This is a genomic window from Microbacterium sp. IO18, assembly GCF_049099505.1.
Classification (GTDB): Bacteria; Actinomycetota; Actinomycetes; order Actinomycetales; family Microbacteriaceae; genus Microbacterium; species Microbacterium aurugineum.
On the sequence record NZ_JBMJAF010000003.1, the window covers coordinates 20,875 to 44,477 of the forward strand.

Below are 23,603 nucleotides of genomic sequence, written 5' to 3' on the forward strand. Positions count from 1 at the left end.
CGGCGCTTCGGGGCGCATCGCCGACGCTAGCAGGATGCGAGGACCACGGATGCGTCGCAACCGAACAGTTACGCCCGTCAGCGCGACGGTGTCGTGTCGATCGCATCGCGCACGAGGATCGCCCGGCGCATGTCGACCATGATCGGGTCGAAGAATCGCTCGCGGTAGCGGGTCTCGCTGACGGCGGAGAAGACGAACGGGAGGGCCGCGATCACCGCGAGGATCGTCGCCACCTTGAGGAGGTTGACGGTGAGCGGCAGCGTCGCCCCGAAGAACTCGAGAGGTTGCACCGTCATCGGCTGTGTGGCGCTGCCGGGCCCGAGCCAGAGGCCGACGAGCCCCGCGGGGACGGTGATCGCGCCGATGATGATCAGCAGCGCTGCGAGCAGCCCGGCGAAGAACAGCGCCTGCACCAACTGAGCGACGGTCAGGGCGAGCAGGATGTTGATGCGTTGCGGTGCGCGCAGCCTTCGCGGTGCGCCGGGCGCGACGCGGCGTCCTTCGGCGGGCGTGCCGACGAGCAGGGCGGTGCGCTGCTCATCCGACGGCGCCTGCGCGTCGTCCTCGATCTCGGAGGCGGCGACCCGCAGCACGACGATGCCCGCGAGCACCGCGACGACGAGGGTGAGCAGCGCGATCGATCCCCAGGACATCGCGGAGGCCATCTGCCACACCTCGACGGAGAAGAAGGAGAACACGACGAGCATGAGGATCACCGGCAGCGCGATCGAGGCCATGTGACCGATCGCCGAGGCGTTGCGCACCGCGAGGCGGGAGGCCCAGGAGATCAAGGCGCCACCGCCCATGCCGGTCACCAGGATGCAGAGGCCGAGCACCAGGAGCGTGCGGAGGACGGGTCCGACCGAGGCGTCCGGCTGTGTGCTGTAGCCCCACGCGATCGTGAAGGCGAGGCATCCGGCTATCACGAGGAGGGCGACCGCGGTGCCGATGCCGACCGGAAGCCGACGCAGCAGGGCACGGACGAGGAAGTAGGCGGCCCAGGCGAGACCCGCCGCCAGCACGAAGATGACCAGCGCCAGGAACAGCATGAACGCGGCCACCTCGGGGTACTCGTCATCGATGGCGAACTCGATCACGAGCTCGATCCCGTCCTGGAAGAGGTACGCAGCCACGGCGACCCAGGCGATCAGCGGCGCCACGCGTCGGGGCAGATCCGTGAACCAGCGGCGCAGCGGCACGAACGTCGGGAGCCCCTGCTCGCGGAACCAACGGTCGGCACCGCGCGACGCGTCGCCGGGCTTCAGCGTGTGCGGGGAGGCGGACATGGCGTCGAGGATACGGCAACGGCGATGCCGGAGTGTCAGACGTGCACGTCGGCGGGGGACGCCTCGCCCTCGTGGAAGTTGGGAGTCTTGCCGAAGAGCCGGGCGATGCCCAGGACGATCCCGACGATCACCAGCCCGAGCGCGAGGCCGGCGATGGCCGACACGATCGTCTCGACCACCCAGACCACGAAACCGCCGAACGGCTCCAGCGCATGCTCGATCCCGTGCAGCACGTCGACCGGGAAGTGCCAGCCCACCTCGCCGAGGTTCACCAGCACGAGGTGACCGCCGACCCAGAGCATCGCGACCGTGCCCAGCACGCTGATGAAGCGGAACACCGCAGGCATGGAGCGGACGATCCTGGTGCCGGTGTGACGCACGCGCTGCACCGGGTTCTTCGCCATCTTCAGGCCGATGTCGTCGATCTTCACGAGCAGTGCGACCGCGCCGTAGACGACGCCCGTCATCAGGAGGGCGATCACGGCGAGGATCGCCAGCGTCGCCCAGATGTCGAGCCCCTTCTCGAGACTCGCGAGAGAGATGAGCATGATCTCGGTCGAGAGGATCAGGTCGGTGCGCACGGCGCCGAGCACCAGCTTCTTCTCGTCGCGGGCGCCCTCATCAGCGTGACCGTGCTGCACCCCGAACCATTCGAGCACCTTCTCGGCGCCCTCGAAGCACAGGTACGCCCCGCCGAGGATCAGCAGATACGGCAGCACCCACGGCGCGAACGCGGTCAGCAGGAGCGCCGCCGGGATGATGATCAGGAACTTGTTCGCCAGCGACCCGAGAGCGATCTTGCCGACGACGGGCAACTCCCTGGCCGGTGTGAGACCTTGCACGTACTGCGGGGTGACCGCGGCGTCGTCGATCACGACGCCGGCTGCCTTGGCCGACGCCTTCATCGCGGCGCTCAGGATGTCGTCGACGACGGCGAGCAGTCCAACGGACATGGGCGGTTCCCCTCGAGAGGTTGCGGTGCGGAGGCAACTCTATCGATACGCCCGAAACTCACAGCCCGTTCCCAGGGCTGCGGGACCAAAACGGGCCGCTCGTCGGTTCTCCTCTATGACGCCGCAGCCAGCGACGTCGGACAAGGAGTCAGATCATGTCGAACGACTACGGCAAGACCCCCGAGGCCGTCAGCGGCCTCAGCCCCCTGCAATACGAGGTGACCCAGCAGGACGCGACCGAGCCTCCGTTCCGCAACGCGTACTGGAACAACCACGACGACGGCATCTACGTCGACGTCGTCTCGGGCGAGCCTCTGTTCTCGTCCACCGACAAGTTCGACAGCGGCACCGGATGGCCGAGCTTCACCAAGCCGATCGATGCGGATGCGGTGACCACGCGGACCGACCGCTCGCTGTGGATGACGCGCACCGAGGCACGTTCGGCGGGCGCCGACAGCCACCTCGGGCACGTGTTCGACGACGGTCCCCGCGCCGAGGGCGGCCTGCGCTACTGCATGAACTCGGCGGCCTTGCGCTTCATCCCGGCTGACAGGCTGGAAGAGGAGGGGTACGGTCGCTACAGTCCCCTCTTCGCACACCCCACCACCGATTCTTCTGAGGAGCAGTCATGACCGACACCGGAACCATCACCCGCACGCCCGGGACCGAGACGGCCGTCCTCGCCGGCGGCTGCTTCTGGGGCATGGAAGACCTGATCCGCCGCCAGCCGGGAGTCCTCGACACCCGGGTCGGCTACACCGGCGGCTCGAACGACCATGCCACCTACCGCAACCACCCCGGTCACGCGGAGGCCGTGGAGATCGTGTTCGATCCGGCGAAGACGACGTACCGCGACATCCTCGCGTTCTTCTTCCAGATCCATGATCCGTCGACGCTGAACCGTCAGGGCAACGACATCGGGTCGAGCTACCGTTCCGCGATCTTCCCGCTCACCCCTGAGCAGGAGACGGTCGCACGCGACACGATCGCCGACGTCGACGCCTCGGGCCTGTGGCCGGCGAAGGCCGTCACCACGATCGAGCCCGCCGGTCCGTTCTGGCAGGCCGAGGAGGAGCACCAGGACTACCTGGTCAAGTACCCGAACGGATACACCTGCCACTTCCCGCGTGCGGGTTGGGTGCTGCCGAAGCGTGACGAGGCCGCCGCGGTCTGACGCGGATCCCCCCCGGAGCTGCCCGGTCGCCCACCGCGCCGAGACCCCCGCACCGCGCCGAGACCCCCTCCTGCTGACGCCAGCAGGAGGGGGTCTCGGCGGTGGAGGGGGGTTTCGGCGCTATGCCTCGCTATGCCTCGCTATGCCTCGGCGAGGAACGCGACCGCCGCTTCCTTGAAGTCGCGCGAGCCGGGCGCGTTGAAGTGGTTCCGGTTCGGGATCTCGAAGAAACGCCCGTCGGGGGCCGCGGCGGCCAGAGCCCGGGACCCCTCGATGATCGCGTCCTTGGAGCCGGTGGCGAAGAGGATCGCCCGGGTCGGAGCATCCGAAGGATCGGGGTCGATCATGCCCGAGGCCCGCATGCCCTCCGCGAGCGCGACCAGCGCCTGCAGGTCGTTGCCGGGAACCCTCTCGGTGAGCGTGATGTAGTTCTGCGTGGTCCGATCCGCGACGGGCGTCCCGTCCGCGATGTAGGCCCGCACTTGCTCGAGGTCGAGCCGGGCGAGGGGGATGCCGTCGGGCACGCCACCCAGCACGGCCCGTCCGATGCGGTGCGGAAGCTCACGGACGACCTCCCATCCCACGCGGGCTCCGAGCGAGTATCCGACGTAGAAGGCGTCGTCGACCAGGTACGTGTCCATCACGGTCTCGACGTCCGTGACGAGGGTGCGGATGCGGTACCCGTCGGGGTCATGCGGCTTCTCGCTGAGGCCGTGCCCGCGTTGGTCGAGTGCCAGTACGCGGTATCCGGCGCCCGTGAGCGCGCGCACCCACGCGGTGAGCACCCAGTTGTCGCGCGCGCTCGAGGCGAAGCCGTGCACGATCACCACGACCGGGGCATCGAGCTCGCCCCAGGTGTAGGTGGCCAGCCGTGTGCCGTCGAGGGCGTACACGTGCTGGGGGTCGGGCATGGAGGTCAGGTCGGAGAGCGGGACGGTCACGCCATCCATTCTGTCCCTCCCCTCTGGCCGACGCCCCCTTTCACCGTCGAGGCCCCCTCCCATACGCGTGTACAGGAGGGGGCCTCGACGAGCCGCGGGGGCCTCGACCCAAAAGGGACGGGAGGGGGAGGGGGGACGGGGGTCAGACGTGCGCGCGCAGCGCCTCACCCAGTCCCGCGTCGACGTTCGTCCAGTACTGGAAGAAGCGCTCGCGGATGCCGTCGACCGTGATCGAACGACCCTGGCCGGTCAGGGTCTCCAGGAACCGGGCCCGCTGCACATCGTCGAACACCTCGCGGTAGAGCGTGCCGGCCTGGCCGAAGTCGTCGTCCTCGGCGTGCAGCGTCGCGGCGGAGCGGATCAGCTCGCCGTCGGACTCCCAGCTCGCCTCGACGCCTGCTGCCGGATCGGCCTCGGGCCCGCCGGCCGCACCGTAGGAGTTCGGCGTGTAGGTGCGGTGCTCGGCCGGGTTGAACCGGTACTGCATCTGGCCTTCGTGCATGTAGTTGCGCACCTCGGCCGCGTGCGGCTGGTTGACCGGCAGCTGGTTGTAGTTCGCGCCGATGCGGTGGCGCTGCGCGTCGGAGTACGAGAACACCCGTGCCATCAGCATCTTGTCGGGCGAGATCCCCGTGCCGGGCACCTGGTTTCCGGGCGAGAACGCGGCCTGCTCGATCTCGGCGAAGAAGTTCTGCGGGTTGCGGTTCAGCGTGAACGTGCCCACCTTGATGCGCGGGTAGTCCTTCTTCGACCAGGTCTTCGTGAGGTCGAACGGGTTGAACCGGTAGGCCTTGGCCTCGTCGTACGGCATGATCTGCACGTACACGTCCCACGAGGGGTGGTCGCCCCGGCTGATCGCATCGAAGAGGTCGCGGCGGTAGTAGTCGGCGTCCGACCCGGCGAGCTTCTCGGCCTCGTCGGCCTCCATGGTCTCGAAGCCCAGGGTGGAGAGGAAGTGGTACTGCACCCAGAAGCGCTCTCCGGCCGCGTTCACCCACTGGTACGTGTGCGAGCCGTAGCCGTTCATGTGCCGCCAGCTGCGCGGGAGGCCCCGGTCGCCCATGAGGTACGTGACCTGGTGGGCGGTCTCGGGCGAGAGGGTCCAGAAGTCCCACTGCATGTCGGCGTCGCGGAGGCCGGAGTCGCCCAGACGCTTCTGCGAGTGGATGAAGTCGGGGAACTTCATCGCGTCGCGCAGGAAGAACGTCGGGGTGTTGTTGCCGACGATGTCGAGGTTGCCCTCGGTCGAGTAGAAGCGCAGCGAGAAGCCGCGCACATCGCGCCAGGTGTCGGGGGAGCCCTGTTCACCGGCCACCGAGGAGAAGCGCAGGAGCGTCTCGCTCTCCGCTCCGGGCTGGAACACGGCTGCACGGGTGTACGCCGACACGTCTTCCGTGACGACGAAGGTGCCGAAGGCGCCGCCGCCCTTGGCGTGCGGGTTGCGCTCCGGCACCCGCTCGCGGTTGAAGGAGGCGAGCTTCTCGACCAGGTAGCGGTCGTGGAGGACCGTGGGACCGTCGGCCCCGACCGTCAGGGAGTGCGCGTCGCTGGCGACCGGTGTGCCGGTCTGCGTCGTGGTGGCGGGTTTCGGGGTGGCAGGGTTCGTCATGGTGTTCTCCTTCTGCGCGCTGGCGCGGCGAATGACCCATCCGTTGAGGGGAGGATCGCCGGGGACCTACGCGGCGTTCTGGCAGCTGGGGCAGACGCCCCAGAAGGTGACTTCGGCTGTCTGGACGGTGAATCCCGCCGCGGAGGACGGGGTGAGACACGGCGCGTCGCCGACCACGCAGTCCACATCGCCGACCGCACCGCAAGAGGTGCAGACGACGTGGTGGTGGTTGTCGCCGATACGCCGCTCGTAGAGCGCCGCGGAACCTGCCGGTTCGATCCGACGGATGAGGCCCGCCGTCGTCAGGTCCGCGAGGATGTTGTGCACCGACTGGATCGACGTGGTCGGGAGCACGACGGACACGGCGCGGTAGAGCCGCTCCGCATCCGTATGGGCCATGGAGTCGAGAGCTTCGAGAACGGCGACGCGGCCCGCGGTCGACCGTAGCCCGGCGCCGTGAAGCACCGAGTCGAATTCTGTCTCCATGTCCCCGAGCCTAGCGCTTCTTTTGAGTGATTCAAAAGAACGGCGTGTCGGCGCCCGATTCAGCGGGTGACGGTGAAGCCTCCGCCGTGAACACGAACCTTCCCGTGACCGGCCGCCGGTCCGCGCTGGCTGCCGTCGGCGTCGTAGGAGCGTCCGGAACCCGGGGCCAGGGGAGCGACCTGCTGCGTGCGACCGGTCGCCTCGGTGTAGAGCACGGCCGGGCGTCCGGTCGTCGAGTACACCGCGCTCGCCACCCGCGGCTGGATCAGAAGCGCGTCGAGCCGGACGTCGCCGCGACTCGTGCACCGCACGGTCACCGGAGCATCCGGCAGATCGCCGCCGAGTCGCTGCGGTACCAGCATCCCCTCCGCCTCGGTGAGTCCGGGGTCGCCGGTACCTCCGGCGGGTGTCCGTGTCGTCCACAGGCGACGTCGACCGCGGAAGACCTCCCACACCGCCTCGCCTGCCTGCGCGGCCTGACGCCAGACGACAGCGTGCAGGACGGCGTCGGCTTCTGTCACGTCGAACTCGACCCACTCGCCCTTCGGCAGGTGCACGAAGGCTCCGCCGGACAGGTTCCCCTCGCCGATCCACGCGCCCGTCTCGGGGGTCACGATCGCGGCGCCGGGCGACCGTCGCGCTGCCTCGGCCTCCAGGACCCGCAGCCCCGAGAACGAGGCGAGGCCGGTGATCGAGGTCGCGAGGTCGGCCACATCACGGTTGGCGTCGAGCAGGAGCATCGTGAGCAGCCCGTGGATCGTCGACTCGGCGCCGGAGTTGCGATTCACCCGCCCGTCGGTCTCCACCCCGTCGAAGGTCACGCCCGTCGCCGGGTCGTACACCGGAACCCCCGCCGTGTTCGCGCCGAAGAACCAGCCGGCGGCGAGACCCGCGAGCACGCGCAGCCCGTCGCCGCCGACGGCCGCCGCTTGCAGAGCTCCCGCGACGCGGCCGTGGGCACCGTAGGCGATCTGGGCCTCGGCCGGCAGAGGTGCCCAGGCGTTGTGCGGACCCCCGCACGTGAGCACCTGCGGGGTGAAGCGCCCGGCATCCGCGATGGCGGCGGCGGACCACTCCCGCCGCCGGAGCAGTGCCCCGCCGCGAGCCAGCGCCTCGGGTGCCGCAGCACCCCAGGCATGCCAGAACCCGAGCGAGCCGGTCCAGGGCAGGACCGCGCCGAAGGGCCAGCCCTTCGAGGGATCGGTGGCCATCGCGGCCACGCCTTCGCCGTAGGTCTGCAGCGCGGCGCGGCTGCGGGAGTCGCCGACCTCGGCCGCGGCGGCGAGGCCGAGCATGGCTTCGGCCGTCGCATCCGCGCCACCGGCGATCAGCCAGGCGGGCAGCCGGCGGCCGTCGCTCTTCACCCATCGCCCCGCTCGGGAGAGCGACTCGCGGCGCAGCGCATCCAGGCACAGGTGCAACCGCTCGCGGAGGAACGCCGCGAACTCGGGATCCTCGCGACGGAAGGCCGCGTAGCCCTCACCGAACGCCCAGACGCTGCGTGCCAGCCAGTAGGACTCGGCGGAGTCGGACGGATCGGGCAGCTCGACCGGGATCGCGCTCGGGGTCAGCGTGCCGTCCTCCTGTTGCCACAGGACCACGCGCCCGGCGTTCGGCCCCGACGTCGTCTGCAGGAACGCCAGAGAGCGGAGGACGTCCTTCGCCTCGTCGCGGCTCTGCGTGTCGCGCGTCGCCTTCCAGTCGCGGAGGAACACGATCGCCGCGCGCGCGATGTCGTCCGCGTTGTACGCTCCCTGCGACCAGTACCCCGTCGCCGCGTCGAGGGTGCCACCGCCGACCGGGCGGTACCCGCCCGCTCCATCGGTGTCCGCGTAGGTCCAGGGAGCGCGGACCGTCGGCTTCGCCTCGATGCCGAACGTGGTGTGCGTCGCGCTCGCCGTGACCGGGACCTCCGCGAGGAGGAATCGCAGGTGGGCGAGGTTCGTCAGCCTCCGCCGGTGCGGGCCCCCGAGCCGGACAGCCGAGTCGGGCGTCACGGAGGCGGCGACGGCCGACTCCGCGGGGACGAGGGCGAGGGCGGACGCCGTCGCCGCAAGGGTCAGGAACGTGCGTCGTGAGGTCTCCATGACGTCACTCTCCGGCTTCCGTGCGCGAGGCGGCATCGGTGCGCAGTGCCCGTCCCCAGGGCTGCGCGGGGTCGTGGATCGCCACAGCGAGGGTCGTGTCGGACTGGCCGTAGTACGCGAACCACTTGCCGTGGAACTTCACCAGCCCCTCCACGAAGGTCACGTTGGAGACGAGTCCGTGCGTGTCCTCGAACGTCTGCGGGCGCAGCCAGGGCTCCTGCAGTCGCGCGATGACACGCGTCGGCTCGTCGGGGTCGATCGCGATCTGCCCGCAGCGGTAGTCCACCTCCACCGTGCCGTCGTCGTGCACGGTGCGGGTGGCGCCGTTGGTGAGGAAGAGCAGCAGCCCGTTGTCGGTCACCACGGGAGAGGCGCCGATCTCGACGAGCGCCTCGTCCCAGGTGCCGGGCGTCGGCGAGTACATCGGCTCGGTGTCGGGCGTTCCGGGGGTCCAGTGGATCAGATCGTCGCTGGTCGCCCAGTAGATCGCGCCCTCGCCGAAGTACATCCACCACCTGCCGTGCATGCGCTGCGGCACGATGACCCCGGCCTTCGACCAGTTGAATCCGCGCGGGTCCATGGTCTTGAACGTGTCGAAGTCGTCGAACAACGGACCGTGCTTGGTCCAGGTGCGCAGGTCGGTCGAGGTGGCCAGGCACAGCTGTGCACTGCGGCGATCCCACCCCGTGTAGGTCAGGTAGTACGTGCCGTCGATCAGCGCGATACGCGGATCTTCGCAGCCGTAGCGTTCGTAGTCTTCAGACGGGGACAGGATCGGCGCGTCCTCGCGGGTGAACGTCACCCCGTCCTTCGACCGGGCGATGCCGATGTGGGAGACGATGTCGTCGGCGTGCGCTCGGTAGAGCAGCACGACCTCGTCGCCATCGACGAGGGCCGCCGGGTTGTAGAGGTTGGCCGATTCCCAGCTGTCACCCCGAGGGCGCAGGATCGGGTTGCTTTCGTAGGGCGTGAACGGACCGAGGGGGAAGGAGGCTCCGGTGAACATGGGGCACTTTCTGTCGGGGGATGGGGGCTAGCCTTTGACGGCCGCGCCGAGGTCGGTGGCTTTGAAGAAGCGCTGGAAGACGATGAAGAGGATGACGACGGGGAACGCGAGCGCCGTGGCGCCGGCGAGGATCGCGCCGTTCGGGTTGGCCGTCGACTGCGCCACGTTGGAGATGTAGTTGGCGAGGGACACGGCCAGCGGCTGCAGGCTCGCATCCTTCGTGATGAGGAACGGCCAGAGGAATTCGTTCCAGGGGCCGATGAACGTGACCAGCACGACCGTCACGAGCACGGGGCGGATGAGCGGGATCGCGACCGATGTGAGCAGGCGGATCTCGCCGGCACCGTCGATCCGTGCGGCCTCGAAGATCTCCACCGGCAGCGCCTTGAAGAACTGCACGAAGATGAACACCGCCGTGGTGTTGATCAGGAACGGCAGGATCATGCCCAGATACGAGTCGCCGAGTCCATAGCTGCGGGTGATCTGCACGTAGAGCGGGATCATCAGCAACTGGAACGGCACCATCTGCACGAGCAGCATCAGCACCCAGACCACGCCGCGCCCCCGGAAGTCCAGCCGGGCGATCGCATAGCCGGCGAGCAGCCCGAACACGACCGTTCCCAGGAGGACGCCCGCCGTGAAGATCAGCGAGTTGACCAGCGAACCGACCAGGTCGATGCGCGAGTCGATCGCGACGAAGTTGTCGACCGTCCACCCGCTCGTCGGGAACAGCTCGCTGGGGGAGTTCGTCGGATTCTCCTGGAACGCCCCCACGATCATGAAGTAGAACGGGAAGGCGAAGCCGATGGCCGCGATCGTGAGCAGGATGATGCTCAGGATGCGGGGCAGTGAACGCTTCTTTCGCATCATCGCTCCCTCGTCGCTCGATTGGCCGCCAGCGACAGCATCCCGACGAAGATCACGAGGATCATGCCGATCGCCGCTGCCGTATCGGGGTTCTGCTGTTGGATGCCCAGCTGGTAGATCAGCAGGACGGGGGTGGTCGAGGCGCCGTCCGGGCCGCCGCCGTTGGTGAGCAGGTACGGCTCGGTGAAGAGGTTGGCTCCGGTGATGATCGAGAGGATCAGCACGAGGGTCGTGGCGCTGCGCACTCCGGGGATCGTGACGTGCCGGAAACGCGAGAACACTCCGGCGCCGTCGGTCTCCGCCGACTCGTAGAGCTCCCTCGGCACGTTCTGCAGGGCCGCCAGGTAGAGCAGGATGTAGAACCCGAGCTGCTTCCAGGTCACGTAGAACGCGATCATCGGCATCGCGAGTCCGCTGTTCACGAGCCACGACGGATCCGGGGCGAGCGGGCCGAGGATGGTGTTGATCAGCCCGTTGCCCGAGAACAGCAGCATCCACACGCCCACGAGGGAGACGCTCGCCGTCAGGTAGGGGACGTAGAACGCGACTCGGTAGGCGGCGACCCAGCGGATGCCGGTGTTGAGCGCCGCGGCGAGGACCAGGGCGAGCACCGCCGTGAGCGGCACGTTGATGACGAGGAAGATCAGGGTGTTGCGGAAGGATCCGAGGACCCGCGGGTCGGTGAGCACCGTGACGAAGTTGTCGAAGCCGACGAACGGGCGGTCGACCTCGGTGCCGGGTGCCGTGAAGAAGTAGTCGTGGAAGGCGATGTAGACGGCGAACGCGAGCGGATACGCGAAGATCGCGATCACGAACACGAAGTACGGCAGCGCGAACAGCCCGCCGACCGGTTGCGCACCCAGCCATCGGGTGCGCAACCGCTTCTTGTCGGTCACGATGTCACTCGGCGACGAGCTCGTCGATCTTCGTCGCCGCATTCCCGAGGAAGTCGTCGATCGACTCCTTGTCGAAGATCACGGCGGAGGAGTACTCGTCGCGGAACGCCTGCCATGCCTCGACGGAGTTCGGGATGCTGGGGACGTCGGCGGTCTTCTCGGCCTGCTCGGCGAACGCCACGTAGTTCGGGTTCGCGGCGAAGTAGTCGCCGTAGGCGTCGGTGAGGCCGGTGCGCATCGGCATCTGACCGGTCGCCTCGAGCAGCTGTCCGTCGCTCTCCTCGCTGGTCGAGAACTTCAGGAACTCCCACGCCGTGCCCTGGTTCTCACAGGCCGTGAACATCGACACGCTCTTGGAGTCGGCGAAGGTCGTGGGGTTCTCCCGGCCGTCACTGGTCGGCACGGGCATGAAGCCGACGTCGACGGTGTCGGCGTACGACGGGATGGCCCAGGGGCCGGCGAGCTGCATGGCGGTGGTGCCGGCCGACATCGCGTCGTCGGTCGACGCCTCGTTCGGCGACAGCTTCTCGTCGTAGAAGGTCTTCCAGAACTCGGAGACCGTGCGCCCGGCGTCCGAGTCGAACGTGGCCTTGCCGTCTTCCACCAGCATCGTGCCGTCCGTCTCGGCCAGGTACAGCGGATAGAAGTCGAACCACGGCTGGTAGAACTCGCTGGTCGGAGCGGGCCAGATGGCGCTCTGCACACCGGAGTCGACGATCGCGCGCGAGCCTTCGAGGAAGGAGTCGTAGGTGTTCATCTGCGGGTCTTCGGGGTCGATGCCGGCGGCTTCGAAGAGCGCCTTGTTGTACATGACCATCACCGGGTTCGACTTCCAGGGCAGCTGGTAGAAGCTGCCGTCACTGGCATAGGCGTCGACGTCGCCGCCGCGCTCGGTGATGTAGTCGGCGCCCCCGTCGATCGCGCTGAGGTCGACGAGACCTCCCTGCTTGACCCAGCCCGAGACCGCGGCAGGGGCCACGTTGTAGACGAGGCACGGCGCGGTGCCGGCGGTGATCGCAGCGGTGATGGCCTCTTCCGACGACGATCCGGCGGGGATCTCCTGTGCCTTCACCTGCTCGTCGGGGTGCTCGGCGTTCCAGGCCTCGACGACGGCGGTGCCCCAGGCGACCTCCTGCTCGTTGTTGGAGAGCCAGATGCTGATGGGGCCGGTGCCGTCGGCGGATCCCTCCCCGCCACCACCTCCGGCCGAGCATCCGGTGGCGACGAGAGCGGTGGCGCCGATCAGGGCGATTGCGCGGAACTTCTTCATGATGTCCTCCTTGACACTGCGGGGTACGGCTGCGTGGCCGTGGGGTGGTGCGGTAGGTGGTGGTGCGGTCAGGCGCGTGCTGCCGACCCGGTGCTCTCCCGGAAGTGCACGACGTTGCAGTCGACGACCTCGGTGCGCGGCGGCGCTCCGATGATCTCCGCCCGCAGGAGCCGGGCGGCGGCGCGGCCCCGGGCGGCGGGATCAGAGGAGACGCTGGTCAGCGCCGGCGACAGGTGGGCGGAGAGGTGATCGTCGTCGAACCCGGAGATCGCGAGGTCCTGGGGAATCGAGAGTCCCTGTGCGCGTGCATAGGAGAGGCCGGCGATCGCCATGGTGTCGTTCGAATAGAGGATCGCGGTCGGCCGGTCGGGCAGGGCGAGGAGCTCGGCGGTGCGGGCGCGCCCGCTCGCGGCCGTGAAGTCGCCCTCGCGGAGCAGCTCGTCGTCGCCGACCGCCTCGACGTAGGCCTCGGCGCGTGCCTTCGAGTGCACGTAGTCGAGGGGGCCGGAGACGTGGGCGATGCGTCCGTGCCCGGCGGCGCGGAGGTGTGCGACGAGCTCCCGGATCGGTGCGGCATCGTCGGTGCGCACGCACGAGAACCCGGTCGGCTGGTCGTAGGCGCCCACCAGCACGGTCGGCAGGCCGAGGTCGTCGAGGAACGGCACGCGCCAGTCGTCGGTACGCAGATCGAGCAGGAGCGCCCCGTCGGCCCTGCCGTGGGTGAGCGTGCGGTACGCCCGTTCCTCGGCGTGGCGGTCGGGGACGACCTGGAGCAGGAGTGCCGTCTCGGTCTCGGCGAGCACCGACTCGACTCCGGCGATGAAGGCCGGGAAGAAGGAGTCGTTCGCGATGACCTCCGGGTCGCGGGCGAGCACCACGGCGATGGCGTTGGCCCGGCGGGTGGCGAGTGCCCGTGCGCTCTGGCTCGGGGCCCAGTCCAGCTTCTCGGCCGCGGCGAGCACCTTCGCCCGCGTCTCCTCGGAGATGGGGCGGTTGCCGCTCAGGGCATGCGAGACCGTGGCCTTCGTGACGCCGGCTTCCCGGGCGACATCGGCGATCGTCGTGCGGCTCATGCCACCTCCTCGTGGACCCGGCACAGAGATGTACAGCGTGAACCGGTTTGATGAGTGTAAACCGGTTTGATTCCGGAAGTCAACGGTCCTGTCAGCCTTCGAATCACCCAAATGGCGCGACGACGACGCTGGATACGATCGTTCGCGCGATCCGAAAGCGGAGGACCGGCAGGTCAGACGAAGCGGACGGTCTGCTGCAGGCGCGTCCGGACGTCGAACAGCTCGTTGCCGCCGATCGCGCGCGCGTGCGGGACACCCTGGCGCAGCACCATGGCGAGCGCACTGCGGCGCACCACCACGACCGGAACTCCGCGACTGGTGCCCAGCGGTGTGACGGCCTGGGCGAGGTCGTCATCGGGGAGCACCACGATGGCGCCGCTGAATCGGACGCGTGCGGCCTTGGCGATCGTTCGCATCCGGCGGAGGGCCGCGGTGACGGGCGCCCGCGTGCCGAGGCTCGGTCCGGTGATCTCGCCGCGACGGAAGCCGACGACCCCGCCGAAGTCCTCCGACATCACGCCGTACAGACCCGAGGGACCGAGGATCACGTGGTCGAGTTTGTCGTCGGCGTCTGCTCCGGCCACGACGTCGTGCCAGACGGTGTAGCCCATCCCGAGGTCGGAGACCGTGCGCGCCGTCGCCTCTTCCGCGAGGGCATCGGCGAGGAGGCGGCGCACGTCACGCGGTGCCGAGCGCACCAGGGCGGGGTCGTAGGGGTTGGGCACGTCGACGCCGCGGCCCGCCCATTCGCGGATGAGCGCCAGGTAGCGCTCCCGGCGCCAGCCTCCGGGGTGGCCGTAGGCACGGGCGCGCGGACGTGTGTCGGTGCGAGCGGCCGGCGGTCGCCATCCGCTCCACTCGGCACCGGCATCGTGGGTCACGCCGGTTCGGCGGTCGTAGGCGGCGCGGCTCTCGACGGTGCCGACCAGCTCCCACGCGCGCTGCACCTGGATGAAGACAGCGGCGTCGCCGCCCGTGTCCGGATGGGTCTGCCGGAGGCGCAGGCGGTAGGCGCGGCGCAACCCGTCCTCATCGATCGAGGGGTCGACGCCGAGGACCTCATAGGCCGACGCCGAGAGCGGACTGTCGAACATCGCTCTCCCTCCGCGACCGCGGCATCCAGGATATCCACCCGACTGGCTTCCTTCGCGATTCGAAGGGGGTCAGGCGGGCACGTCGACGATGCGCTCGACGCCGAGCACCGGGACGACAGCTCCCGCGGACGCGGCGGCCAGGTCGTCGGTGAGTCGAGGGAGCTCCGTCTGCGGGGCCCACAGCTCGAGCGTGGCCGTCGCGGCATAGGTCGGTTCACCGAGCGTCGCGCCGTGATGAGCCGCCCACTCGCGCAGCAGGTTGTCGTAGCGACCCGCGTCGGCGTGCGGCACCTCGAGCGTCACCTGCCGCAGCGCTGCCCTGCGCACGAGGGCCGCCTGGTCGAGGGTCTCCGACACCGCGGAGGAGTATGCGCGCACGAGCCCTCCCGCTCCGAGCTTCACCCCGCCGAAGTACCGCGTCACCACGGCGACCACGTCGGTCAGGTCACGCCGACGCAGCACTTCCAGCATCGGGATCCCGGCCGTGCCCGAGGGCTCCCCGTCATCCGACGACCGGGCCTGATCGCCGAGCAGGCCGGTGACCATCGCGGTGCAGTTGTGGTTCGCGTCCCAGGCCCTCTTGCGGATCCCTGCGATCACTGCCTCCGCCTGCTCGACCGAGGTCACGGGCTCGACGTGCGTGAGGAAGCGCGACTTGCGGATGACCGTCTCGTGCGTGACCGCGGCGGCGATGGTGGCGGGATAGCTGCGGGCGGAGGTCACCCGCCTCACGATACCCAGGCCGGCATTCCGCCCGGAGCGGATCCATCGAAGGGTGGAGACCGGTCTCCGCCCCGCGCGCGATCCACGGGGGAGTCGCGGCGGCTGGACTGGATCCATGCTCCGCACCCTCCGCTCCCTCCCCCTGTGGCTCACCTCCCGTCGCGGCGCGTGGGTCTCCCTGCTGATCGCGGTGATCGCCTTCACCGCCCTCCTCGGTGCGCTCGGACGGGCGTCGCTCCCCGCCGGCACTGACGTCGCCCCGCCCGACTCGGAATCCGCACAGGCGGCGATGCTCGCCGAACAGTTCCCCGACGCGGACGAGCACACGATGCTGCTGGTCGCGGCCCGTGACGACGGCGGGGAGCTCCGCGACGCCGACCTCACCGCCCTCGGTGCCCTCGCGGCCGACGTCGAGGAGGAGACCGGACACGAACCGCGTGGTCCGATCGTCAGCGACGACGGCGAGGCCGCGGCGATCCAGGTGACGCTGACGCTCGACGGCGGTGATGATGCCGCCGCGGAGGCCGTGCACGCTCTGCGCGACACGGTGGCGGCGCATCCGATCGACGGGGTCGGTGTGCAGGTCACCGGTGGTCCCGCGTTCGGTGTGGACGTCGCCTCCGCGTTCGACGGCGCCGACTTCACCTTGCTGATCGTGACCCTCGGGGTCGTCGCACTGCTGCTCATCGTCACCTATCGCTCACCCGTGCTCTGGATGATCCCGCTCGTCGTCGTCGCGCTGGCCGATCAGCTGGCGAATAAGGCGACCGCCGCGATCGGCGCCGGGCTCGGTCTGCAGTTCGATTCCGGCATCGTCAGCGTGCTCGTGTTCGGGGCCGGGACGAACTACGCCCTCCTGCTCATCTCGCGCTATCGCGAAGAGCTCGCCCGTGAGGCCGATCACCGCCGCGCCCTGGTCGCCGCGTGGCGGGCCACCGCTCCGGCGATCGTCGCCTCGAACGTCACCGTGGTCCTTGCGCTGTCGACGCTGGCCCTCGCCGTGATCCCGGGCACGCGGGGGCTCGGTATCGCCTCGGCCGTCGGGCTCCTGATCGCGCTCGCCGCCGTGCTGCTGGTGCTCCCGCCGGCGCTCGCCGTGTGCGGTCGTCGGCTCTTCTGGCCGTTCGCGCCGCGCGTGGGCGACACCGCCGTCACGGGGCGCGTGTGGGGCGTGGTGGCACAGCGCGTGTCCCGTCGCCCGTGGGTGCCTCTGGTCGGCGGCCTCGCGCTCCTCGGTGTCCTCGCCGGCGGTCTGGCCGGGGCATCCGTCGGGCTCACCCAGGTCGAGAAGTTCCGGGTCGCGTCGGAGTCCGCCGCGGGGCTGACGACGCTCGGGGATCACTTCCCCGCAGGAGAGGCGCAGCCGATGGTCGTGATCGGGGGGACGGCGGAGGCCGAGGCGCTGGCCGCGGCGATCGACGACGTGCCGGGTGTGCTGCGGGTGTCGGCCACGGGCGACAGCAGCGACGGCGCGCTCACCCGTCTGCTCGTCGTCGGAGAGCCGGCGCCGGGCACGACCGAAAGTCTCGATCTGGTCCGTGCCGTGCGAGAGGCCGCGGCGTCGGTGCCGGAGGCGGATGCCGCGGTCGGGGGACCCGTCGCCGCAGATCTCGACGCGCGCGACGGCAATCAGCGCGATCTGCTGCTCATCGTCCCGCTCGTGCTCGCGGTCAGCCTGCTCGTGCTCATCGTGCTGCTGCGCTCCCTGGTGGCACCGGTGCTGCTGCTCGCGGTGAACATCCTCAGCGCGGTCGCGGCGATCGGTGCGGGCACGTGGCTGAGCCGGGTCGTGTTCGGATGGGAGTCGCTCGACCTGCAGGTGCCGCTGCTGTCGTTCCTGTTCCTCGTGGCGCTCGGGATCGACTACACGATCTTCCTCGTCCATCGCGCCAGGATCGAGGCGCAGACGGTCGGGACGCGGCAGGGGATGGTGCGAGCGGTCACTGCGACGGGTGGCGTGATCACCAGCGCCGGAGTCGTGCTCGCGGCGGTGTTCGCGGCGCTCGGGTTGCTGCCCCTGGTCACGCTCGGACAGATCGGGCTCATCGTCGGGATCGGGGTGCTCGTCGACACCTTCGTCGTGCGCACCCTGGTGGTCCCTGCGATGTTCGCCCTCGTCGGCGAGCGGATGTGGTGGCCGGGGAACGTCGGGGGCGCCGGATCCCGCGCCGATCGACACGGAGACCGCGCGCGCGGGGGAGAATACGAGGATGCCGCAGTCGCCGTCCCCGCAGACGCGGGCTGAGCGTCCCGGCCGCGTCGACCCCGCGGCAGGGATCCGCGCGCCGCGCACGTGGGCGAGCCTGGTCGGGTCTATCCGGATCGGCCNCCCCGCAGACGCGGGCTGAGCGTCCCGGCCGCGTCGACCCCGCGGCAGGGATCCGCGCGCCGCGCACGTGGGCGAGCCTGGTCGGGTCTATCCGGATCGGCCAGGCCGTCATCACGGTCGTGCTGGTCGCGATCGGCGCCTGGCGTGCGGCCGCCGACGGCGTTCCGCTGCCGTGGGTGCTCGCCCTCTCGCTCGTCTTCCTCGGCTGGTACGGCGGCGGCCTGCTGCTGGGCGAGCGGACCTCCGACCGTCGTCTGGCGACCTGGTGGCTGCTCGGGCTGACGCTCATCTGGCTCGGTGCGGTCGTGGTCTCTCCGGAGTTCGTGTGGCTCGCGTTCCCGCTGTGGTTGCTCGCCGGCTTCGTGATGCGCCTGCGGTGGGCGCTGCTGCTGAGCGTGGTGGTGCTCGCCGTCGTGGTCACCGCTCCGCTGCTGCACACCGGCACCACGACCTACGCGAACGTGATCGGTCCTCTCGTCGGCGGTGTCTTCGCGCTGGGGATCTCCCGCGGGTACCTCGAGCTCGTGCGTGACGGCCGGGAGAGGCGTCGACTGATCGCGTCTCTCGTCGCGACGCAGGAGGAGATGGCGGCCCTGCAGGACGAGCTCGCCCGTACCCAGCGCGAGTCGGGGGCGAGCGCGGAACGCACCCGGGTCTCTCGCGACATCCATGACACGGTCGCGCAGAGCGTGTCCTCGATCGGCATGCTGGCACGGTCGGCGCTGGAGGCGGACGATCCGGCACAGCGCACCCGCGCGCTCGAACAGATCGGTGCGCTCGCCACGGAGGGGATGGCGGACGCGCGGCGCATCGTGAACGCGCTGATGCCGGCCGAACTCGAGTCCACCGCACTCGGCGACGCACTCGCCCGCATGCTCGCGCGACTGGCCGAAGAGACCGGGATCGAGGGGACGCTGAACGCCGACGACGACCTCCCGGCGCTCGGCATCGACGCGGAGGTCGCCCTGCTGCGGACGGCGCAGTCCGCTCTCGCGAACGTCCGATCCCATGCCGAGGCCTCTCGCGTCGTGGTCACCCTGGCCGACGCCGGTGACGCGGTGCGGCTCGACATCGTCGATGACGGGGTCGGCTTCGACGCCCGGCACTGGGACGCGCAGGGCGGGATCGGCAGCCGTGGCGGGGGCTACGGGCTGCGGTCGATGCGCGCGCGGCTGCGGGAACTCGGCGGAGGGCTCGACGTGGAGAGCGCCCCGGGCGACGGCACCGCGCTGTCCGCCCATGTCCCGCTCGGTGGAACAGCGCCGTCGCAGCGGACGGAAGGCACGGCATGACCGCTGTACGCGTGCTGCTCGTCGACGACCATCCCATCGTCCGGGCCGGAGTGCGCTCGCTGTTCGACCATCGTGACGACGTCGAGGTGGTCGGGGAGTCCGCGTCCGGCGAGGAGGCCGTGGCTCTCGCGCGACACCTGCATCCGGACGTCGTGCTCTGCGATCTGCGGCTCGGCGACGGCATGGACGGAGTGCAGACGACGGCCGCGCTCCGCGGGCTGGATCCGGCGCCCGCCGTCCTCATCCTGACCACGTTCGACCGTGACGCCGAGATCCTCGGGGCGATCGAAGCCGGCGCATCCGGGTACCTGCTGAAGGATGTGGCACCCGAAGACATCGTTCGCGCGATCCGTCAGGCGGCCGCCGGAGGACTCGTGCTCACCCCGGAACTCAGCGAAAGGGTCGTGCAGGTCATGCGCGCACCGCGGGTGCGGCTGACCGAACGCGAGCTGGCGGTGCTCCGGCTGCTCGACACGGGCGCCTCGAACCGCGAGATCGCGAAGACCCTGTTCGTGACGGAGGCCACCGTGAAGACGCACCTCGTGCACGTGTTCGAGAAGCTCGGCGCCGACAGTCGTGCCCGCGCCATCGCCATCGCCCGCGACACCGGTCTGCTCTGAGCCTTCCGGCATCTCCACCTCTTCCTGGCCCTGCGCAAGCGGCTGCTCCCGGCGAAGTCCGCCTGACCCTGCCTTCGAATCGATTCGATATGCTGGTGTGCACACCGATCCATCCCCCAGCTCTGCGAGCCGCTCCTTCATGGCCACCTCCCTCACCACGGGCCGTCCGTGGCGCGTCATCCTTGCCTTCTCCATCCCCCTCCTGCTCGGCAATGTGGTCCAGCAGCTCTACCAGTTCGCCGACGCGATCGTCGTCGGCAGGCACCTCGGCGTCACCTCGCTCGCCGCCGTGGGCGCGACCGGCAGCCTGCTGTTCCTGCTCCTCGGGTTCGCCTGGGGTCTGACGAGTGGATTCGCGATCCCGATCGCGCAGGCGTTCGGCGCGCGTGACGATGCCGCCGTACGCCGCTCGGTCGCGACGGGTGTGTTCCTCAGCGCCATCACCAGCGTGATCCTCACGGTCGCGGCGCCGCTGCTCGCCGGTCCCATCCTGGCGCTGCTGCAGACACCGGCCGAGCTCATGCCCGAAGCCACGACCTTCACGCAGATCAGCTTCCTGGGCGCCAGCGCGACCATGTTCTTCAACTACCTCTCGGCGATCATCCGCGCCATCGGCGACTCCAAGACGCCCCTGGTCTTCCTCACCATCGCCTGTGCATTGAACGTCGGACTCGTCGTCCTGATGGTCGGCCCGCTCGGATGGGGTGTGGGCGGAGCCGCCCTCGCGACCGTCGTGGCGCAGGCGGTCTCGGTGGCGCTGTGTCTCGAGTTCGTGCGCCGCCGCCTGCCCATGCTGCACCTCCGCCGTGCCGATTGGCGCATCGGGCGGGACGACATCGCCGAGCACCTGCGCCTCGGCCTGCCGATGGGCTTCCAGGCCTCGATCATCGCGATCGGCACGCTCACCGTGCAGGTGGCGTTGAACACCCTCGGGGCTGATGCCGTCGCCGCATACACGACGGGATCCCGGGTCGACAGCCTCGCGGTCGCGCTGCTCTCGTCGCTCGGCCTCGCCGTCTCGATGTACGTGGCGCAGAACCACGGCGGACGTCGGCCCGATCGCATCCGTCGTGGTGTCGTCGAAGCGACGTGGATGGCGGTCGGCGCCGGCGTGGTGCTCGGCGTGCTGCTGATCGCCTTCGGTGCGCCGATGGTGCGCCTGTTCATCGGAGAGGGGTCCGACGACGTCGTCGACATGGCGCATCGGATGCTGATCATCAACGGCTGCGGCTATTGGGCGCTCGGGATGCTGTTCGTGCTGCGCGGCGCGCTCCAGGGCCTCGGCCACACGCTCGTGCCCACCGTGACCGGCGTGATCGAGTTGGTGATGCGCGTCGGGGCAGCCATCGTCCTCGGAGCCTGGATCGGGTTCGACGGCGTGGCCCTGAGCAATCCGCTCGCCTGGGTGGGGGCGATCGTGCTGCTGGTGCCCGCCTACCTCCGTGCGCACCGGGCGCTCGCGCATCTCCCGGTCGCGCCTGCCGAGGCGACCGAGACCTCGGCGATCGCGATCGTCGGACCGACCGACGGCTCGATGGTCGTGGACGCGGTCGTCACCCAGCCCGTGCGTGTGGTGCGCGCGCGCCGGCTGCGGTGGCCGAGTCGGCGCTGAGGGTCCGCGACGCCACCGTCGTGCCAGTGAGATATCCGTCTGCAGGATGATGTGGATCGGACTTGAGACGGATGGCCTTTCCGAGACACACTTCTAGTGTCGAGGTAGCGGGATTTCCGCTGACGGGGGGTCGTCATGACGACAATGAGAGTGGCCAGCGATCTGGCTGCGGTGATGGTGCCGATCGGTTATGTGGGTGCGGCGATCGCCGCCGTCTGCGCGATCGTGGCGGCGGTCGCGGTGATCCGCGGGTCCGGAGGGCTCGCCGGGGGAGCCGTGGGGGTGTGGATCGTCGGTGCGCTGCTGAGCGTCACGGCGTCGTTCGCCCAGGAATGGACGCCGTTGATCCTTTCGGGGGCGGCGCTGGTCGGGATGCTGGTGATCGGCGGTGTCGTGCGGGCCATCATGACCGCGGCCGGTGCCGGGCGGCCGGGGCGTGAGACGGATGAGGCATTGCCCGCAGCTGTGCCGGTGTCGAGGCCCGCGGTCGGGTCCAAAACGGCGCGCGTGGTGACGTCACCGACGACCGCGTCGATCGCGGTGGTCCCCTGAACGCTCAGCGATAGTCGCGGTCGCGGTGCTGTCCGGTTTCGTCGCCGGATTCCACGCGCGCGGCCTCGCGCCCTCGCAGCTCGACACGACGGATCTTGCCGGAGATGGTCTTCGGCAGCTCGGGCACGAACTCGATGATACGCACCCACAGGTGCGACGACAGGCGCTCGTGGGCGTAGGTGAAGATCGCTCGGGCGGCGTCCGTGTCGGCGACCGTGGCTCCGGGGGTCAGGCAGACATACGCTTTCGGCACGGCCAACCGTGTCGGATCCGGGCTCGGGATCACCGCCGCCTCGACCACGAGGTCGTGTTCGAGCAGCACCGACTCGAGCTCGAACGGCGAGATCTTGTAGTCCGAGGCCTTGAACACGTCGTCGGAGCGCCCGACGTAGGTGAGGTATCCGTCGGCATCGCGCACCGCGATGTCACCGGTGTGGTGGTAGCCGCCGGCGCGTGACTGCGCCGTCTTCTCCGGGTCGTCGAAGTAGCCCGCCATCAACCCGAGCGGCGGGTTCGTCAGATCGAGTGCGATCTCCCCTTCGTGCTCGACGACGGCCCCGGTGACCGGGTCGAGCAGGACGACGGGGTAGCCGGGGAGGGGGCGCCCCATGGATCCGACCTTCACGGTCTGACCCGGAGAATTCCCGATGCACGCCGTCATCTCGGTCTGCCCGAACCCGTCGCGGATCGTGCCGTCCCACGCATCGCGCACCCGGTCGATGACCTCGGGATTCAACGGTTCGCCCGCACCGACCAGCTCGCGCGGAGGGTGGGTGAGACGCGAGAGGTCGGCCTGGATCAGCATCCGCCAGACGGTCGGCGGTGCACAGAACGTCGAGACGTGGTGAGTCTCCATGACCTGCATGAGGGTGTTCGCGTCGAAGCGCGCGTAGTTGTAGACGAACACGGTCGCCTCGGCGAGGAACGGCGAGTAGAAGCTCGACCAGGCGTGCTTCGCCCAACCGGGCGACGAGATGTTGAGGTGCACGTCGTCGGGGCGCACCCCGAGCCACCACATGGTCGACAGGTGTCCGACCGGGTACGAGACGTGGGTGTGCTGCACGAGTTTCGGGCGGTTCGTGGTGCCCGAGGTGAAGTAGAGCAGGGCGGTGTCGGACGCGGGGGTGGGTCCGACCGGCTCGAAGGTGGCGGGGGCGTCGGCCGAGTCGTCGAAGCGCTCCCACCCCGCGGGGATGCCGTCGCCCACACCGATGCGCAGGATGCCGGGGTCGATGGTCAGGACGCGGTCGCCGAGGGTTCCGAGGGTGATGACGGCGCGGGCGCGGCCGTGGTCGACGCGGTACTCGAGGTCCGATGCCGACAGGAGCGTGGACGTGGGGATCGACACCGCACCGATCTTCGTGATCGCCAGCATCACCTCCCACAGCTCGATCGTGTTGTTCAGCATCACGATCACGTGGTCGCCCCGGCGGAGGCCGAGGCCGGTGAGCCAGGCGGCGACCTGGTCGGATCGCGTCGAGAGCTCGCCGTAGGTCCAGGTGCGCAGGCTCAGGTCGGCCTCGACGATCTGCACCGCGGGACGATCCGGCTTCTCGGCGGCGACCACGTCGAACCACTCGAGGGCGAAGTTGAACTCGTCGACCTCGGGCCAGGCGAACCCTGCTCGCGCGGCCGCGTAGTCCGTCGCATGGGCGAAGAGGAAGTCCCGCATCTCGCGGATGCTCTGCGTGGCGGCGGTCGCGCTGCGGCTCATGGTGCTCCCTTGCTCGCGT

At 69.7% G+C, this 23,603-nt stretch carries 21 protein-coding genes; 7 read left to right on the plus strand and 14 right to left on the minus strand.

From position 1 onward, the window contains the following. Positions 1–77: 77 nt before the first annotated feature. The gene (locus ACLF6J_RS16500; RefSeq protein WP_134352517.1) at positions 78–1,286 is read right to left on the minus strand and encodes a hypothetical protein; all 1,209 of its coding nucleotides are present in this window, start codon (positions 1,284–1,286) and stop codon (positions 78–80) included. Positions 1,287–1,321: 35 nt separating this feature from the next. Beyond that, complete coding sequence (locus ACLF6J_RS16505; RefSeq protein ID WP_134352516.1) at positions 1,322–2,239, minus strand: DUF808 domain-containing protein; 918 nt, start codon at positions 2,237–2,239, stop codon at positions 1,322–1,324. Between the two features lie 155 nt (positions 2,240–2,394). On the opposite strand from ACLF6J_RS16505, the gene msrB reads away from it, so the two are divergent. Further along, on the plus strand, positions 2,395–2,871 hold the full coding sequence (gene msrB / locus ACLF6J_RS16510; protein WP_047522879.1) for a peptide-methionine (R)-S-oxide reductase MsrB: 477 nt from the start codon (positions 2,395–2,397) through the stop codon (positions 2,869–2,871). Then, positions 2,868–3,413, plus strand: coding sequence for a peptide-methionine (S)-S-oxide reductase MsrA (msrA, locus tag ACLF6J_RS16515; RefSeq protein ID WP_047522878.1), 546 nt, complete (start codon positions 2,868–2,870; stop codon positions 3,411–3,413). Before msrB ends, msrA begins: the two co-directional genes overlap by 4 nt. 140 nt (positions 3,414–3,553) lie before the next feature. Here the strand turns inward: msrA and ACLF6J_RS16520 are convergent, their stop codons facing one another. From ACLF6J_RS16520 to ACLF6J_RS16570, 11 genes are all read right to left on the minus strand, one after another. Beyond that, on the minus strand, positions 3,554–4,354 hold the full coding sequence (locus tag ACLF6J_RS16520) for an alpha/beta fold hydrolase (RefSeq protein ID WP_208526490.1): 801 nt from the start codon (positions 4,352–4,354) through the stop codon (positions 3,554–3,556). Between the two features lie 142 nt (positions 4,355–4,496). Then, a complete protein-coding gene (locus ACLF6J_RS16525; RefSeq protein WP_134352514.1) occupies positions 4,497–5,963 on the minus strand; it encodes a catalase in 1,467 nt (488 codons plus the stop codon). 66 nt (positions 5,964–6,029) lie between these two features. Beyond that, complete coding sequence (locus tag ACLF6J_RS16530) at positions 6,030–6,449, minus strand: Fur family transcriptional regulator (RefSeq protein WP_047524503.1); 420 nt, start codon at positions 6,447–6,449, stop codon at positions 6,030–6,032. Positions 6,450–6,508: 59 nt separating this feature from the next. Then, positions 6,509–8,536, minus strand: a complete 2,028-nt coding sequence (locus tag ACLF6J_RS16535) for a hypothetical protein (protein WP_244093538.1) — start codon at positions 8,534–8,536, stop codon at positions 6,509–6,511. 4 nt (positions 8,537–8,540) lie between these two features. Then, on the minus strand, positions 8,541–9,542 hold the full coding sequence (locus tag ACLF6J_RS16540) for a glycoside hydrolase family 130 protein (protein ID WP_134352512.1): 1,002 nt from the start codon (positions 9,540–9,542) through the stop codon (positions 8,541–8,543). 27 nt (positions 9,543–9,569) lie between these two features. Continuing rightward, the gene (locus ACLF6J_RS16545) at positions 9,570–10,412 is read right to left on the minus strand and encodes a carbohydrate ABC transporter permease (protein WP_134352511.1); all 843 of its coding nucleotides are present in this window, start codon (positions 10,410–10,412) and stop codon (positions 9,570–9,572) included. Continuing rightward, positions 10,409–11,305, minus strand: a complete 897-nt coding sequence (locus ACLF6J_RS16550; RefSeq protein WP_047524561.1) for a carbohydrate ABC transporter permease — start codon at positions 11,303–11,305, stop codon at positions 10,409–10,411. The genes ACLF6J_RS16545 and ACLF6J_RS16550 overlap by 4 nt, the downstream gene beginning before the upstream one ends. A gap of 4 nt (positions 11,306–11,309) precedes the next feature. After that, a complete protein-coding gene (locus ACLF6J_RS16555; RefSeq protein WP_134352510.1) occupies positions 11,310–12,575 on the minus strand; it encodes an extracellular solute-binding protein in 1,266 nt (421 codons plus the stop codon). Between the two features lie 68 nt (positions 12,576–12,643). Continuing rightward, positions 12,644–13,648 (minus strand): LacI family DNA-binding transcriptional regulator, encoded by a 1,005-nt coding sequence (locus ACLF6J_RS16560; RefSeq protein ID WP_134352509.1) that lies wholly within the window; start codon positions 13,646–13,648, stop codon positions 12,644–12,646. A gap of 173 nt (positions 13,649–13,821) precedes the next feature. Further along, a complete protein-coding gene (locus tag ACLF6J_RS16565) occupies positions 13,822–14,742 on the minus strand; it encodes a DnaJ domain-containing protein (RefSeq protein WP_134352508.1) in 921 nt (306 codons plus the stop codon). Between the two features lie 69 nt (positions 14,743–14,811). After that, the gene (locus ACLF6J_RS16570) at positions 14,812–15,465 is read right to left on the minus strand and encodes an IMPACT family protein (RefSeq protein WP_047524547.1); all 654 of its coding nucleotides are present in this window, start codon (positions 15,463–15,465) and stop codon (positions 14,812–14,814) included. Between the two features lie 115 nt (positions 15,466–15,580). On the opposite strand from ACLF6J_RS16570, the gene ACLF6J_RS16575 reads away from it, so the two are divergent. The 5 genes from ACLF6J_RS16575 to ACLF6J_RS16595 all read left to right on the plus strand — a co-directional run bounded on the left by ACLF6J_RS16575 (position 15,581) and on the right by ACLF6J_RS16595 (position 21,870). Next, positions 15,581–17,710 carry an MMPL family transporter gene (locus ACLF6J_RS16575; RefSeq protein ID WP_134352507.1) on the plus strand — a complete coding sequence of 710 codons (2,130 nt, stop codon included), beginning with the start codon at positions 15,581–15,583 and terminating at the stop codon, positions 17,708–17,710. Positions 17,711–17,913: 203 nt separating this feature from the next. Continuing rightward, entirely contained in the window at positions 17,914–19,086 is a 1,173-nt protein-coding gene (locus ACLF6J_RS16580; RefSeq protein ID WP_421076923.1) for a sensor histidine kinase, read from the plus strand. Beyond that, positions 19,083–19,706, plus strand: coding sequence for a response regulator (locus tag ACLF6J_RS16585; protein ID WP_047524552.1), 624 nt, complete (start codon positions 19,083–19,085; stop codon positions 19,704–19,706). Before ACLF6J_RS16580 ends, ACLF6J_RS16585 begins: the two co-directional genes overlap by 4 nt. A gap of 139 nt (positions 19,707–19,845) precedes the next feature. Continuing rightward, on the plus strand, positions 19,846–21,318 hold the full coding sequence (locus ACLF6J_RS16590; protein WP_047524554.1) for an MATE family efflux transporter: 1,473 nt from the start codon (positions 19,846–19,848) through the stop codon (positions 21,316–21,318). A gap of 135 nt (positions 21,319–21,453) precedes the next feature. Next, positions 21,454–21,870 (plus strand): hypothetical protein, encoded by a 417-nt coding sequence (locus tag ACLF6J_RS16595; RefSeq protein ID WP_134352505.1) that lies wholly within the window; start codon positions 21,454–21,456, stop codon positions 21,868–21,870. A gap of 4 nt (positions 21,871–21,874) precedes the next feature. On the opposite strand, the gene ACLF6J_RS16600 is transcribed toward ACLF6J_RS16595, so the two are convergent. Continuing rightward, the gene (locus ACLF6J_RS16600; protein WP_421076924.1) at positions 21,875–23,584 is read right to left on the minus strand and encodes an AMP-binding protein; all 1,710 of its coding nucleotides are present in this window, start codon (positions 23,582–23,584) and stop codon (positions 21,875–21,877) included. Between the last annotated feature and the right edge of the window lie 19 nt (positions 23,585–23,603).

Bases quoted from the DNA above. Each gene is read 5' to 3' on its own strand.
- ACLF6J_RS16500 (WP_134352517.1), bottom strand. From the start codon at position 1,286: ATGTCCGCCTCCCCGCACACGCTGAAGCCCGGCGACGCGTCGCGCGGT.
- ACLF6J_RS16505 (WP_134352516.1), bottom strand. From the start codon at position 2,239: ATGTCCGTTGGACTGCTCGCCGTCGTCGACGACATCCTGAGCGCCGCG.
- msrB (WP_047522879.1), top strand. From the start codon at position 2,395: ATGTCGAACGACTACGGCAAGACCCCCGAGGCCGTCAGCGGCCTCAGC.
- msrA (WP_047522878.1), top strand. From the start codon at position 2,868: ATGACCGACACCGGAACCATCACCCGCACGCCCGGGACCGAGACGGCC.
- ACLF6J_RS16525 (WP_134352514.1), bottom strand. From the start codon at position 5,963: ATGACGAACCCTGCCACCCCGAAACCCGCCACCACGACGCAGACCGGC.
- ACLF6J_RS16530 (WP_047524503.1), bottom strand. From the start codon at position 6,449: ATGGAGACAGAATTCGACTCGGTGCTTCACGGCGCCGGGCTACGGTCG.
- ACLF6J_RS16535 (WP_244093538.1), bottom strand. From the start codon at position 8,536: ATGGAGACCTCACGACGCACGTTCCTGACCCTTGCGGCGACGGCGTCC.
- ACLF6J_RS16540 (WP_134352512.1), bottom strand. From the start codon at position 9,542: ATGTTCACCGGAGCCTCCTTCCCCCTCGGTCCGTTCACGCCCTACGAA.
- ACLF6J_RS16545 (WP_134352511.1), bottom strand. From the start codon at position 10,412: ATGATGCGAAAGAAGCGTTCACTGCCCCGCATCCTGAGCATCATCCTG.
- ACLF6J_RS16555 (WP_134352510.1), bottom strand. From the start codon at position 12,575: ATGAAGAAGTTCCGCGCAATCGCCCTGATCGGCGCCACCGCTCTCGTC.
- ACLF6J_RS16560 (WP_134352509.1), bottom strand. From the start codon at position 13,648: ATGAGCCGCACGACGATCGCCGATGTCGCCCGGGAAGCCGGCGTCACG.
- ACLF6J_RS16565 (WP_134352508.1), bottom strand. From the start codon at position 14,742: ATGTTCGACAGTCCGCTCTCGGCGTCGGCCTATGAGGTCCTCGGCGTC.
- ACLF6J_RS16575 (WP_134352507.1), top strand. From the start codon at position 15,581: ATGCTCCGCACCCTCCGCTCCCTCCCCCTGTGGCTCACCTCCCGTCGC.
- ACLF6J_RS16585 (WP_047524552.1), top strand. From the start codon at position 19,083: ATGACCGCTGTACGCGTGCTGCTCGTCGACGACCATCCCATCGTCCGG.
- ACLF6J_RS16590 (WP_047524554.1), top strand. From the start codon at position 19,846: ATGGCCACCTCCCTCACCACGGGCCGTCCGTGGCGCGTCATCCTTGCC.
- ACLF6J_RS16595 (WP_134352505.1), top strand. From the start codon at position 21,454: ATGACGACAATGAGAGTGGCCAGCGATCTGGCTGCGGTGATGGTGCCG.
- ACLF6J_RS16600 (WP_421076924.1), bottom strand. From the start codon at position 23,584: ATGAGCCGCAGCGCGACCGCCGCCACGCAGAGCATCCGCGAGATGCGG.